Source organism: cf. Phormidesmis sp. LEGE 11477 (genome assembly GCF_015207105.1).
Lineage (GTDB): Bacteria > Cyanobacteriota > Cyanobacteriia > Phormidesmidales > Phormidesmidaceae > Phormidesmis.
Genome location: NZ_JADEXO010000068.1, coordinates 1 through 13,799, shown reverse-complemented (window position 1 = coordinate 13,799; position 13,799 = coordinate 1). Strand labels below are relative to the sequence as shown.

The 13,799-nt window shown below is 49.0% G+C and carries 9 protein-coding genes; 2 read left to right on the top strand and 7 right to left on the bottom strand.

The genetic code is table 11. The annotated features are described in order from the left end of the window. Positions 1 to 362: 362 nt before the first annotated feature. A complete protein-coding gene (locus IQ256_RS17970) occupies positions 363 to 509 on the top strand; it encodes a hypothetical protein (protein ID WP_193856933.1) in 147 nt (48 codons plus the stop codon). Between the two features lie 117 nt (positions 510 to 626). After that, entirely contained in the window at positions 627 to 1,916 is a 1,290-nt protein-coding gene (locus tag IQ256_RS17965; RefSeq protein WP_193856932.1) for a glycosyltransferase, read from the top strand. A gap of 46 nt (positions 1,917 to 1,962) precedes the next feature. Here the strand turns inward: IQ256_RS17965 and IQ256_RS17960 are convergent, their stop codons facing one another. The 7 genes from IQ256_RS17960 to IQ256_RS17930 form a co-directional block, all read right to left on the bottom strand. Beyond that, positions 1,963 to 5,124, bottom strand: a complete 3,162-nt coding sequence (locus IQ256_RS17960) for a tetratricopeptide repeat protein (RefSeq protein WP_193856931.1) — start codon at positions 5,122 to 5,124, stop codon at positions 1,963 to 1,965. A 143-nt stretch (positions 5,125 to 5,267) separates the two neighbouring features. Beyond that, positions 5,268 to 7,901: a CHAT domain-containing protein gene (locus tag IQ256_RS17955; protein WP_193856930.1), complete on the bottom strand. Its 2,634-nt coding sequence runs from the start codon at positions 7,899 to 7,901 to the stop codon at positions 5,268 to 5,270. A 53-nt stretch (positions 7,902 to 7,954) separates the two neighbouring features. Then, the gene (locus IQ256_RS17950) at positions 7,955 to 10,957 is read right to left on the bottom strand and encodes a CHAT domain-containing protein (RefSeq protein WP_193856929.1); all 3,003 of its coding nucleotides are present in this window, start codon (positions 10,955 to 10,957) and stop codon (positions 7,955 to 7,957) included. 3 nt (positions 10,958 to 10,960) lie between these two features. Continuing rightward, a complete protein-coding gene (locus IQ256_RS17945) occupies positions 10,961 to 11,959 on the bottom strand; it encodes a tetratricopeptide repeat protein (RefSeq protein WP_193856928.1) in 999 nt (332 codons plus the stop codon). A gap of 92 nt (positions 11,960 to 12,051) precedes the next feature. After that, the gene (locus IQ256_RS17940; RefSeq protein ID WP_193856927.1) at positions 12,052 to 12,456 is read right to left on the bottom strand and encodes a type II toxin-antitoxin system VapC family toxin; all 405 of its coding nucleotides are present in this window, start codon (positions 12,454 to 12,456) and stop codon (positions 12,052 to 12,054) included. Positions 12,457 to 12,458: 2 nt separating this feature from the next. Further along, positions 12,459 to 12,701 (bottom strand): hypothetical protein, encoded by a 243-nt coding sequence (locus IQ256_RS17935; protein ID WP_193856926.1) that lies wholly within the window; start codon positions 12,699 to 12,701, stop codon positions 12,459 to 12,461. Between the two features lies 1 nt (position 12,702). Further along, on the bottom strand, positions 12,703 to 13,799 hold a 1,097-nt coding region (locus IQ256_RS17930; RefSeq protein WP_193856925.1), incomplete at its 5' end, for a DUF4384 domain-containing protein.

Below are 13,799 nucleotides of genomic sequence, written 5' to 3'. Positions count from 1 at the left end.
CTATAAGGACGCTCGTACACAACGACCGTTCAGTGAACTCTAAAGAGTCACGTTTGACTTTCCTAAACTGGATATTAGCCGGATTGATCTGTCTATGGGCAGTACCTACGGGGTATGTTTGGCCGTTTGGCGGCTGAAAAGATCGCAAAAGCTGGTCGAGCAGGATTTAACCCTGTATCGGATTGCATTGTCCGTACTTATGAATTTTAGGTTGTTGCATAATATTGTCTGCTCAACAAAGAGACAGCTATAAGAGAAAGCTCTGAAACGATCGCGGTCTTTTTAGCCATGTCATCGTGATCATAAAATGTATCTAGGGGCGTAAAGGCATCCACTCTATAGGAGAAGAATCGCACAGTCTTATGAACTATACAGATTTTGAAGAGAGAAGTGCTGTTCGTAAGACAGAGCGGCTTAGAGTTAGCGATCAAGCAATTACAGACCTTTCCGCTGGAGATCAGTTATTGTTTGAACGATTCGGGCAGGCAGGCGAGCGTACCTTACACTAGCTGGCCTCACCTGATACCTCAAATAGACTGACACAGACGATCAGGTCAAAGTCCGGGGCTTTCGCGTAGAGCTTGATTCTGTCTGACTTAGAAAAATATTTTATTGGAACCCTCTCCATGACGCATTTTGGATTAATATGTCCGGCTACTACGGGGCATTTAAACACGATGTTACCTTTGGGAAAAGAACTTCAACAGCGCGGCCACACTGTCACGTTAGTGGGAAAACGAGATGCGGAATCTAAAACAAAATCTGCGGGCTTGGCCTTTGTTGCTGTTGGCGAGGCGGAGTTCCCATTAGGTGCTATGACAGACTCATTGAGTAAATTAGGTCTGCTGAGCGATCGCGAAGCACTGAAGCATACCGTCAATCTTCTGAACAAAAGTGCGAATGTGTTGTTGCGAGATGCTCCAGACGTTCTAAAAGAGATAGGAGTAGAAGCACTGCTAGTTGACCAGATCTCTCCTGAAGGTGGCACGGTTGCAGATTACTTAGGTCTGCCGTTTATCACTATCTGTAGTGCCATTGTGTTGAACCGTGAACAGAGCATTCCTCCCTACGTAACTAGCTGGAAGTATACTCCTAGCCTTTGGGGACGGCTTCGCAATCAATTCGGATACAAAGCGTTTGATCGGGTGGTAGAACCTATTGTTACTACCATTAATGAATATCGTCAGAAATGGGAGCTGCCAGCGATCGCAAGTCCAAATGAACGATATTCCAAGCTAGCTCAGATTAGCCAGCAGCCCGCCGAACTAGAATTTCCTAGAAAAGAGCTTCCTCAGTGCTTTCATTTTACCGGGCCTTATCATACGCCTGTAGGTAGAGAAGTGCCTGAATTCCCGTACGATCAGCTAACCGGGAAGCCTTTGATCTACGCTTCTTTGGGCACTATTCAAAATCGTCTAAGAAATGTATTTCAACAGATTGCGGAAGCTTGTTCTCACTTAGATGTGCAGCTGGTTATTTCTTTGGGCGATTCCGCCAAACCTAACATGATGCCAGCGCTGGCTGGTTCCCCGCTGGTTGTAGAATACGCTCCCCAGTTAGAGCTGTTAAAAAAAGCGACCCTTACCCTTACTCACGGTGGGATGAATACTGTCTTAGAGTGTCTTAGCAACGGTGTCCCAATGGTAGCGATTCCAATTGCCAACGACCAACCAGGGATAGCGGCGCGGGTCGTTTGGGCGGGCTGTGGTGAAGCTATACCCGTGAAGCAGGTAAGTGTTGCCAAGCTGCAGACAGCCATTTCCAAAGTGTTGACAGATGACGCCTACAAAGAAAATGCAGTTAGACTGCAATCATCTATTCATCGTGCGGGCGGTGTCAAGAGAGCGATTGATATTGTTGAACAAGCGATCGCAACTGACCAGTCAGTTTCAACGAAGCTATTGAATTATCTATAAGAAAGGAGAACCCCTCTGTTATCTCCATTTCTGCATGATAATTTACTCACTTTATAGGTCGCCAGTCGCCAGAGAAGATAAATGACGACCAGTAGTAAGGATGTTGATAGGTGCCTGTATTTAGCAGTTCTAGCTGCGCGTTTCTCAGTGCCTCACTACGGCCCTGCTGTTTTTCTACCAAATTCTGATAATAGAGCTGCATTAACTCGCTAGTGCCTGTATCGTCTACTTGCCATAGGCTCATTAGCTGACTTTCAGCTCCGGCGATCGCGAATGTCCGCCGCAGTCCATATACCCCTTCGCCATTGCTGATAGATCCTACGCCCGTTTCACAAGCGCTCAGTACAACAAGTTTTGTCCCGTGCAGGTTGAGCCCGGCGGCTTCTAGCGCGGTGAAAATGCCGTCTTCTTCCCCACTGCTGCGATTGTTTGCACCGGCCAGGGCGAGGCCAGAGCGCAGCAGCGGATTCTCTAGGTTGCTTTGAGTTGCCTGCGCTGGTCTAGTCTCGACTAATTCCAGGCTAGCGCCCAAACCGCTGCGGCTGTTGTATTCGGCAGGTGGAACAAATGAAACATCTGGAAGAAAGAATCCGTGAGTGGCAATATGGAGAATGCTAGGGGCGCTGACCTGTTTTAGGTTGTGCTCGGTGGCTTGATTTTGGGTGAAGAGGGTGGCGTCAGGTAGGAAGGGCGCGATCGCATCTGCCTCTTTAGCAGTGCCTGGTAAAGGCGAAAAGCTCAAGCTTCCAGCGTCTACAGAGCGACTGTTGCCTGTGGCAGCGGCAGTTGTCCCGCTCTCATAGTTTGGATTAGCGAGAATGACGGGTGGCGTTTGGCTGGGCGTATCGAGCTGAAGATCGAGAAGATTTCGCCCGGAGGAGAGATAGCTGGTTTGGTAGGTTTCAATTAGATAGTTGTTGTCTACGTCGACTAGCGCATCAAAAGGAATTAGGTTTAGCTGACTGTCAGGAGAGAGTAGTAGGTGATCTTTGCCCTCGATGAAAGGCCGAATAGGGGCGATAAGCCTTTCGTCTAGCTGCCGGGCAACTGTAGTAGCGCTGGCCGAACGAGTACTAAGCGCAGTTTGAAACTGTTTGACTAGCTGGTCAATTAACGCGGCTTCGCCCAGATCTACAGCTTGCGGCTTGCCCTGCTGGGTAAGGATATAAGCCGCGTAGTGAGGCGATTTCCAGCGATCAGTCGCTTTGTCTGGATTGTAGGGATGATAGCGCACAAACTCGACTAGCACGCCGTCATCTGGGATGAATTCTCGTACTGCCGAGATTGATACGGGTTCAGTTTCTAGTCTAAATTCTGCACTCGCTCTAGCTAGCTGTTCTTCTATCGCTTCTGCTTTGTTCCTTAGCTGGCTTGATTCAGCCCTATACTGTTCGGGGCTACGAGCTTCTAGGCCGCTAGACTGTAAGTTTGCTATGGCTGTACGAGTCGCGGTGAGTTCGTCGAGCTGCGATCGCTGTGCGGGTGTAAGCTGCGATCGCAGGCGCTGTAGTGAATTGGCAGTGGCGTCGAGGACTCTACCCTTGCGACGCAAAACGGTAGACAGTGCTAGCTCCGTCGCAGCTAGATCTTCGGGCGCGGCTTGAAGGTTGAGCGCAATATTAAAGCTGGTTCGCCCGCTGAGCGTGTTGATGTACTGCTGTCGTCTAATTTCAGACGCACCTAACAGTATCTCGTTCAGATTCTGTTCTTCTATCGCACTGCTTTGGCTAAGCAGGTCAACCGCCTGATCGATATTGTTATTCGCCCATTGCACGTCGGCTAAGTTAGCCAGACTTTGGCCAACCGCAAAATGGGTTTCTCCTAAAGTAGCTTTTCTAATTGAGAGCGATCGCGTAAATAGTGCCTCTGCCTGAGCATATTCCCCTTCGGCTCTGTTCAGTTCCGCTAGGGTACCTAAAATAGTGGCCACATCAGGATGATCTGCGCCTAGCGTGGCTTCACTGATGGCTAACGATCGTTCAAACAGCGATCGCGCTTTGGTATAGTCTTCCATATCCGTAGCCAACAGGGCCAAATTATTCAAGCTGGCGGCGACCGTAGGATGGTTTGCTCCTAGCGCAGATTCTACGATGGCAAGCGATCGCTCCTGTAAAGGCAAAGCTTCGGCAAAGTTGCCCCGCGCTCGCTGTAGCTCTGCAATGTTGTTTAACGTAGTAGCAACCGTAGAATGATTTTCTCCTAGCGTAGATTCTAGGATGGCGAGCGATCGCATAAACAGCTCTAGCGCTTGAGGGTAGCTGCCCTGTTCTCGGTAAAATGCTGCTAGATTATTCAGGCTGATACCGACGTCTGGATGGTTCTCACCCAGCGTATTAATGTAGATTGCCAGAGCTTGTTCATACAGCGGCAGGGCCCTGGTGTAGTCGCCTTGAGCTTTGTACAACACAGCCAAGTTGTCTAGGCTGGTAGCGACAGCAGGATGATTTTCTCCTAACGCGGCAGTATAAACCTCAATTGCCTTTTCATACAGGGGCAGAGCCCGAGCGTAGTTGCCTTGATTCTTGTACAATAGCGCTAGATTGTTGTAGCTGGCGGCGACATCGGGATGATTCTCTCCTAAAGTAGCTTTTCTGATAGCGAGCGATCGCTCGAATAGTGGCAGGGCTTTTGCATAGTCGCCTCTATCTCTGTGCAGCAGCGCTAGGTTGTTGAGACTAGTAGCCAACCGTGGATGATTTTCTCCTAGAGCGGCTTTTACGATTGCGATCGCGCGTTCATACAGCGGCAGTGCAGCGCCATAGTCACCCTGCGCCTCGTGCAAATACGCTATGTTTTCTAAGGTTGCGACTACATCGGGATGGTTTTCTCCTACTGTTGCGATATAGCTCAAAAGCGATCGCTCAAAAAATGGAATAGCCTCCTCATAGCGACCTTGGGCTTGATAGATCTGTCCTGTGCTGTTCAGACTCTGAATAATATCTGGATGATTCTCTGCTAGCAGACTTTCTCTAATCGCTAACGCCTGCTTCGCCAGCGGAATCGCTTCGGCATAGCGTCCCTGCTGATAGAGCTGGGCAGTTTGGTTAAATAGCGCGTCTGCGGCTGCTAGCGTATCGGCTGAGGTGCTTTCCTTTGGCGTTAGTGTGTCATTCGCTGCGGAAATAGATGGCGTTGTGGCACCTGCTACCGACGCAGGGACAATGCCAAATCCGATGGCACAGATAGAAAAGAACAACAAATGTGACAAGGTTACTTGCTTAAGCACTCCTTTTATTACTCTCTGCTGTGATTTTTTCCTTCCAGTCACTGTCATTAAGGCTACCTTGCTTTGGATTCTTCTAAGTCGGTCAACAGATCTTTTAGAGTATCTTTTATAGAAAACAGCGGCGATTATTCATTCAAGTCTTCATACACAGATAATATCTGCCGATAGGTCATCAGCATCGTAATATCATCCGCGCCCTGAGCCTGCTGTAAAAACGCTAATGATGACCAGCTTGTCAGCAGATCAAAGCGGCCTGTCTCTTCTGTTCCACTTGCTTGAATGTCGATCATTGTTTTTGCTACTGCGATCGCTTCTGGATATCGCTCCTGTAGGTATAGGTCTTCCATTCTTTCATTCAAATTTTCTAGCAAAGTGATAGATAGCCTAAATAAATCTGGGTTGGTTCGGCCATCCATTATTCTGTTGAATTCTTCGCGCTTTTCAGCTAGCTCTTCATAGCGGCGCTCGTCTCCTAGCGCTAGCATTTCTGCTAGCATCTCATCTCGCCAGGGTCTAGACTCCTTGTATTCTTCAATTTGCTCATCGAGATTAAAATTGGCTGTAGTTGAGCGCATTCTATGATCTCGCTCTGGCGGCTGCTCCGACTGCTCCTCTATTTGCCGCTCTAGTTCTAGCTCTTCGTCGCTGGCTAAAGGTCGCCAGTTCCCAGAGAGAATAAACGAAGACCAGTAGTAAGGATGAGCATAGGTACCCGTATTCAACATCCCAATCTGGGCATTCCGCAAGGCCTCACTGCGTCCCTGTCTCTTTTGAATCAGGTTTTCGTAGAACAAAGACATTAGCTCGCTAGTTCCCGTATCGTCTACCTGCCAAAGGCTGAGTACCTGGCTAGCCGCACCCGCCATTGTAAATGCACGTCTCATCCCGTACACGCCTTCGCCGCTACTGACAGCGCCCAGCCCGGTCTCACAGGCGCTTAGTACGACTAGCTCTGTGCCATGCAGGTCCATTTCCGAGACTTCTAGCGCGGTCAAGATGCCATCTTCGCCACCGTTACTAGGATTGTTCGCCCCAGTTAGCGCCAGTCCAGCTCTCAATAGGGGATTTTCTATATCTGTGGCGATCGCCTGAGGCGTATCTTCTGTAGAGACAAGTTCGAAGCTAGCGTTTCTATTAGCGATATCGCTCTCTCTTTGAGTTCTATCGGATAGGAAAAACCCGTGTGTAGCAAAATGTAGAATAAAGGGCTTTCGGATTTGCTTGATAATGTTTTCGGTAGGTTCGTCTTGAGTCAAGAAGATTGCTTCAGGAATAAGGTTTTCAATCAGGGTGGCTTCTCGCAGAGTGCCGGGCAAGTCTGTAAAGGATAGTGTTTCAAAATCGACAGAGCGGCGGTTGGTGGCGGCAGTTGCGATCGCCCTCTGTGTTCCCTCTCTCTCTTTCAAGCTGGAAGTATCATAGTCAGGGTCGGCAACAATCACAAACGGCAACCTATATCCATTATTTACATCACCGAACTTAAACAGATCTTTACCAGAAGTGACATAGCTAATTTGATAAGACTCGATTAAGTAACTATCTGTCTCATCGACAAATGCCTCAAAAGGAATTGTGTTGAGATGACTATCAGGAGAAATGAGTAAATGGGCTACACCCTCATCTTCTTCTAGCAGAGAACGAATCGGCTGCATTATCTGCCTGTCTAGCTGCTGACCAATTGTTTTAGCTCTAGCAGACTGAGTCTGCAGCGCCTGTCTAAAGGCTGCAACCTGATGATTAATCTCTGCTGCGGTGCCCAAATCAGCGACCCTAACGCCTCCTTGTCTGGTCAAAACATAGGCGGCATAGCGGCGATTATTAGAAGCGGCGGCGGCGGTATATTCAATGATTTCGACCAGCGCGGCATTGTCAGGAACGCTATCTTGGATCTCTTCGAGCTGCTTCGAGTTGGGTGGCGGCAAAACCAGCCACTCTAGGGCGTCGCTATCCTCTCTCAAAAGCTCTAGGTTGATCTTCGTGATTTGATCTTTTAGGGCAGTGATATCAGGGTCGTCTGTGCGGCTTGATTGATTCGGATTCGTAGATAGTCGCAGGTTTGCGAGTTCTCTGTACAATGTGTCAAGTTCAGACTGTATTTGTGGGGTGGTGTTCTCGCTGATAGACATAGCTGCGAAGGCGATCGCATCCAAAACCCGACTCTTCTTCACCAACGCTGTCGAAAAAGCCCTTTGCACAAGCGCCGGATCTTCATCAGCACTATCAATACTTTGAGCGATCAGCGCGCCCGTTCTCTGTTCACTATAAGAAACTGCCAAACTCTCGTGCTCTTCTTTGCTGCCAATATCTCCTAGCACGCCTTCTCCATCAACTCGCAATGGAATAAGCGTGCTGTAGACGGCAGCGGCTTTTTCGGGCGTACCCTCAGCCCAATAGATCTCTACTAGCGAGGTTATCGCCGATTCTAGAGCAGGCGTTCTACTCGCAATCTCTTTGAGCTGTTCAAGATTTTCTGAGTTAAACAGCGCAAAGATCTCTTCATAGGCTAAGCGGGCAGCGCTGTATCGGCCTTGTGCTTCGTGGTCAGCGCCCGCTTCGTATAGTACTATCACCTTCTGTTCAAGAGTTTGAGCAATTTGAGCATTGCTATCAACGACGCGTTGGCTATCAGCATCGATCACCTCTGCTTCAGCAGAATCCACACCCACGCCAACGATTGCGCCTGCTAAACAGAGCGCCGTAATTATCTTTGTTAGCAACCTTGACTTTTTATGCTGCAAAAACGAAGTGTGAGTAGTCATAGTCGCGGCAGGGCAGGTGTTGTTTTCAGGTAGGTTCTTCTCGGGTTATTTGCTTATTCTAAGGGTCGCCAGTCACCAGAAAAGATGAATGATGACCAGTAGTAGGGATGCTGATAGGTACCTGTGTTCAACAGTTCTAGCTGTGCGTTTCTCAGCGCTTCGCTGCGACCTTGCTTTTTCTCAATCAGATTTTGATAGTAAAGCTGCATTAGTTCGCTAGTGCCGGTATCGTCCACTTGCCACAGGCTCATTAGCTGACTTTCAGCTCCGGCTATAGCAAACGCACGTCGCAGCCCATACACCCCTTCACCACTACTTGCCGCACCTACCCCAGTCTCACAAGCACTTAGTACGACTAGTTTGGTTCCATACAAATCTAATCCCGATGCTTCTAGTGCGGTGAAAATGCCATCTTCACCGTCACTGCTGCGGCTATTAGCACCTGCAAAAGCCAGTCCCGAGCGTAGTAACGGATTCTCCAAATTGCTAGACGTTACCTGCGCGGGCGTTTCCACGTCGACTAGATCAAAGCTCGCTGCTCGGCTGTTGGCATCAGGAACAACAAAAGCGACATCTGGCAAAAAGAAGCCATGGGTGGCAATATGCAAAATATTAGGCGCAGAGACCTGTTTTAGAGCACTTTCGGTGGCTTGTTGCTCTGTTAAAAGGGTGGCAGCAGGGAGGAGAGAGGCGATCGCACTCCCCTCAGAGGCGGTTCCTGGCAGCGCACTGAAGTATAGAGAATTCGCATCAACCGAGCGCTGACCATTACCTGCTCTGCTAGCGCTTCCTTCGTAGCTAGGATTAGCAATCACGACAGGCGCTTGACGACTTGGCGCATCGGTCTGTAGCTTCAGTAAATCTCGGCCTGAATTTAGATAGCTGATTTGATAGCTCTCGATTAGATAGCGATCGCGTTCATCGACTAGGGCGTCAAACGGAATCAGGTTGAGCTGGCTATCAGGCGAAAGCAACAGATGAGATTTGCCAGATAGAAAGGGTCGGATGGGAGCGATTAGCCGCTCGTTTAGCTGTTGGGCGATCGCACCAGCTCGTTCAGAACGATTACTCAGTGTTTGTCGAAACTCAGAAACTAACTGTTCAATTGGCTCAGCATCCCCTAGATCTACGGCCTGGATATTGCCTTGGTTCGTCAACACATAAGCAGCATATCGGTAGCCGCTTTCGCGAACGACTGGACTATAGGCGTGATAGCGAACAAACTCAACTAGAGCGGCATCTCTCGAAATATTTCTGCTGATAGATTCTATGGTAATTTCTTCAGAACCTGCTGAAAATTCCGCGCTACGACGGGCTAGCGCTTCGTCAAGTTCTTCCGCACGAACTTCTAAAGCCCGAACTCTATCGCTATAGTCCGTATCAGTTTGACGACTGTCGCTATCAAACTTCAGCGTTGCCAGTTCTGATCGAACCGTATTAAGTTCATCGAATAATACTTTCTCTTCAGCAGATAAATCAGCTCTCAGTGCTTGTGACGTATTAGCAACTGCCTCTAGAATTCTTCCTTTTCTCTGAAGAATAGTGGTCGCGGCTAGAGTCGCCGCCTTTTTCTTCGTGTCAGCATCAGGTAGAGAATCAACCAAATGAACAGAAATGTTTGCATTGATCGAGGCCGAAATTCCTTTGATATACTCCTGCCTTCGAGCTTCTGAAGCACTGGCTAAAACTGTGCTGAGATTGTATTCTTCGATAGCATTGGCCTGCCAGAATAAATCAACGGCCTGCGCTATGTTGCTGTTCTTATGATGAAGATCTCCTAGGCTGTTCAGCGCGCGGGCGGTATCTGGATGATTGGTTCCGTAGAGCGATCGCGTAATTTCAATCGAGCGTTCGTATAGGGGTAGCGCTGCGTCAAAGTTGTTCTGTCTGGTGTAGGCTAGCGCCAGATTATGCAGCGTCGAGGCAACGATCGTGTTGGGTTCATCAAAGACGGCTTCTAGAACTACGAGCGCTTGCTTGTAGAGCGAGATGGCTGGAATATGATCGCCTTTGGCTGCGTATAGTAGCGCCAGATTGTTGAGACTAGCGCCCACTAAGTAATGATCTCTGCCCAAGGTAGATGCTCTGATCGATAGCGCTCTCTCATAAAGCCGTAGTGCTTTTGTATACTCACCTTGTGCAGAGTAGATCGAGCCTAAACTTATAAGCGTATTGGCAATACGAATGTGTTCTTTCCCATAGGCACGCTCTAATATTTCAAGTGCCTGTTCTACTAACGGTGTGGCCTTTGAATAGTTGTTTAGCTCTTGGTAAGTCGTACCTAGGCCCACTAGGCTAGCTGCTAAGCGAGTATCTTCGCTGTTCGGATCTGCCTGGTATGCGGCGATCGCCTGCTCATAGACCGGAATAGCAGCCGTAAAATTGCCTGTCGCTGCGTAGAGGCGGGCAATAGAATGCAGCCCTGAAGCGTATTCTTCACTCTCTGTGCCAAAGGTACTTTCTCTAATCGAGAGCGATCGCTCAAGTACTGGTAATGCCCTCTCGTAAGCACCTGTATCTACGTAGGCTTTTCCCAGCGAAGTCAGCGCGTAGGCAACGTTTATATGTTCAACGCCATTGACATCTTCAACAATCGCGACAGTCCTTTCAAACACAGGAATAGCACGATTGTAGTCTCCTTGTTCTACATAAACTTTTGCAAGACCGTTTAATACCACAGCGGTGGTGTAGTGATTTTGACCCAGGGCTGCTTCACTATAGGATAGGGCTTTTTCATAGAACGATTGGGCAGAGTCGTAGTCACTGAGCTGAAAGTGCAGCTCACCTACATCTTTTAAGCTGTTGATTGTATCTGGATGCTCTAGCCCCAAAGCGCTTTCCCTAATTGCTAAGGCTTCTATAGCTAGCGGCAAAGCTTCTGCATAGTCTCCTGCTTGATACAATGATGAAATTTGTTCAACTAGCTCGTCTGCAGCTTCTATCGATTGAGATGAGGTCGTGGTCTGTTTTGGTTGAGCCGTGACCGCACGAGTAAGCGGAAAGCCGCTTAGACTCACTAGACAAACAGCTAAGAGAAAACGCTGTCGGGGTTTCATACTCTATCTACCTGCTGCTCGAAGATTTGCCAGATTCTCGGAAACGACGCTTAGCCCTGGATAATCTTCTCCGTGAACGTTGATGATAATCTCGATCGCCCGCTCAAACAAAGAAACTGCTTGATCATAGTTTCCTTGCTCTTGATAGTCCAAAGCTAAGTTATTGAGCGTGGGTGCAAAATTTCCGTACGCTGTTAAGGTGGTGGGATTCTCTTCGCCGTAAGCCGCGACTAATATGGCGATCGCCCTTTCATGAAGAGGCAGCGCCGCTTCATTTTGTTCTGCGTCTCGATAGATCCCGGCCAGGTTATTTAGCGAAATCGCTAGGCTCGGATCGTTCGGTCCTAGTGCAGCTTCTTTGACCGCGATCGCCTGCTGGTAGGTCGCGATCGCCGCCGGATAATCTCCCGTACTTCTATGAAGTTCAGCTAAGTTGTTAAGCGTTCTAGCATAGTCTGGGTGATCCTCGCCGATCGCAGTTTTTTGGGCGTCTGACGCTCTTTCGTAGAATTCGATCGCTTTGTCAGTATCGCCTAGCTCGTAGTGCATGATGGCAATATCACTCAGGTTTGCAGCATACTCTGGGTGAAAGCGGCCAAGACTCTCTGCTTTGATCGCCAGCGATCTTTCTAACAATAGAAGGGCAGTTGCAGGATCTCCTGCAGCATGGTGATAAACTGCTAGGTCGTTCAGCATGTAGGCGACATCTACGTGGTCTGAACCCAGTATTCGCTCAAAAATGGACAGCGCCTTTCGGCCATTGGCGATGCTTTCCTCGTAGCGTCCCTCCTGCTGCAGCCATTGGGAGCCTCCTTTCATATTGTAGGCAAGCTGTAGCTGTTCTTCATCTGTGAGCGTCTCAAGCAGCGCCTCAAATTCTGCCTCGTTAATAGCCTCTGTCGCTGCCTCTTGTGCAGTTGCCTCCAGCGAAATCACAGGCACACAGCTAATGCCTAGAACGCACAGCGCCAATACTGATAGCCGTTGAAATCGATTTGCCACGGTAGTTTTAGTTCCTTTCACGTTTGTTCTTTCTAATGTTTTTCCTAGCGCCCCGATCTATGCACTTATGCAACTTCGATGACTGTAAAAATCTATTTAATCTCCCAGTCCTCAATTTTCAATTGATCCACCCGTCTAAACTCTTGCACGTTGTGAGTCACCAAAGTTATATCGTTTGCCAAAGTGATCGCAGCAATCTGCAAATCATAAGAACCAATTGGAGTTCCTATGCTTGCCAACGCCGCCCGAATTTTTCCAGACAACAAAGCCGCTTCATCTTCGAACGGCAGCGAAACAAACCGTGATAGAAATGCTTGCTGTCGTTCTAATGTCTGCTTTGGGTTGTTGCTCCGAAAAGCACCGTAAAACAATTCGGACTTGACTACAGAGCAAACTGCCATTTCTTCAGTTGGCGTTGCCAGAAGACGCTCTCTCACTGCAGCCGATCGACCATTCAAATACATCACGCAAACGTTTGTATCCAGCAGGTATTGCATTCCTAATCAAACGCTCCTGTCAGGTCTTCGTCCCTCTCATCTAGAGCCCCTGCTTTATCAAACTTGATAGGATCGTCTGCACAAATACCGTAGAGTTCTTCTAAAGATAAGACGGCAGTCGTATCTACTGGCGCAGCTTGATAGATCACCATCACCTCAATATCTTGATCAGGCAGCCCAATCGGAATTTCAAGATGTAAGATGCCATCTTGTCCTACTCGCTGGCGTACCTTAACGCTTTCCATACTATGCGACCTCAATCACCGTGGAAGAAATGGCGATCGCACCCCCATCTACAACTCTCGTACTTCTATCCACATCTGCCACGCCAAAGGTGGCATTTCGAGAGATATTGTCGAAGTCGCTGAGTAAAGAGCCTAAGAATCCAATGCTGTCATCGCCGCCGACAGGTACATAACCGTCCGCGCTACGAGAAATCTCTTGCAGGCCACGCAGGGCATTCCGCAACGAGCCCGTGCTCGTAATCGTCATCACTTCTAAAAAGCCAGCGCCGCCGACTTCAAAGGCTTTGCCGGTTTCAGGCTTGGGGATGACCACCTCAGTATTAGGTGCAATCAGGGCCGCATCTTCTGGTGCGTCCCACTCATACGGGTAAACGACGGTCATTTTACCAGCCGGATCGATTACCAAACAGCTTAGATACAGTGCATCATTCGGATCGCTGTTCTGTACTCGAATTCTGAGCTGGCTACCGGCCCCAAAAGGAGAAATATCTGTGGTGAGCGATCGCGATCCTTCTTCAGAGCCAGATAGCGGCAGCGATGGGCCACCGCCAACGGTAAAGATTTCGCCAGATACCGCTAATGAAGAAGAAGTATTCGACAGCGCGTTTAATACTTTGTTGACTAGCAGCAGCTTGAGCTGAGGCTTTAGTCGGTTGACCGCAGAAGTTACGGTTTCGTCTATGCGCCCGTAGGAGGCGGGTGTGGGCTCCATTGCCGGAGAGAATAGAGAGATCGTATTGGCTGGGGGTAGGGTTTCTACATAGCCTTCGGCAGTTAGCTCGGCTCTATAGTCTTCGGTCATGCGGCCAAAAATATAGTCGAAGGGTGTCGTGCCATCCACAGCGGCGACTTCTAGCTGCGATCGCCCACTGCTTTCAGAGACTAAGGCGCTCGATAACGCCGCGATCGCCTCATCGACATCACTCCCTAGCGAGTCATGCACGCCGACTCTTAGCTGCGGATTGCTCTCTAATCCCACTAGCGTTTCGCGCAGCAGCATTCCCGGTCTGATATCGCCATCACCCGAAATCTTTTTGCCTACTGCCCGCAGCTCGTTTCGAGAGACTTGTTCGATTTCGGCAATCGGTTCTCTCGTCT

Coding starts and splice junctions, on each gene's coding strand:
- IQ256_RS17970 (WP_193856933.1), top strand. CDS start 363: ATGAACTATACAGATTTTGAAGAGAGAAGTGCTGTTCGTAAGACAGAG.
- IQ256_RS17965 (WP_193856932.1), top strand. CDS start 627: ATGACGCATTTTGGATTAATATGTCCGGCTACTACGGGGCATTTAAAC.
- IQ256_RS17950 (WP_193856929.1), bottom strand. CDS start 10,957: ATGAAACCCCGACAGCGTTTTCTCTTAGCTGTTTGTCTAGTGAGTCTA.
- IQ256_RS17955 (WP_193856930.1), bottom strand. CDS start 7,901: ATGACTACTCACACTTCGTTTTTGCAGCATAAAAAGTCAAGGTTGCTA.
- IQ256_RS17935 (WP_193856926.1), bottom strand. CDS start 12,701: ATGGAAAGCGTTAAGGTACGCCAGCGAGTAGGACAAGATGGCATCTTA.
- IQ256_RS17940 (WP_193856927.1), bottom strand. CDS start 12,456: ATGCAATACCTGCTGGATACAAACGTTTGCGTGATGTATTTGAATGGT.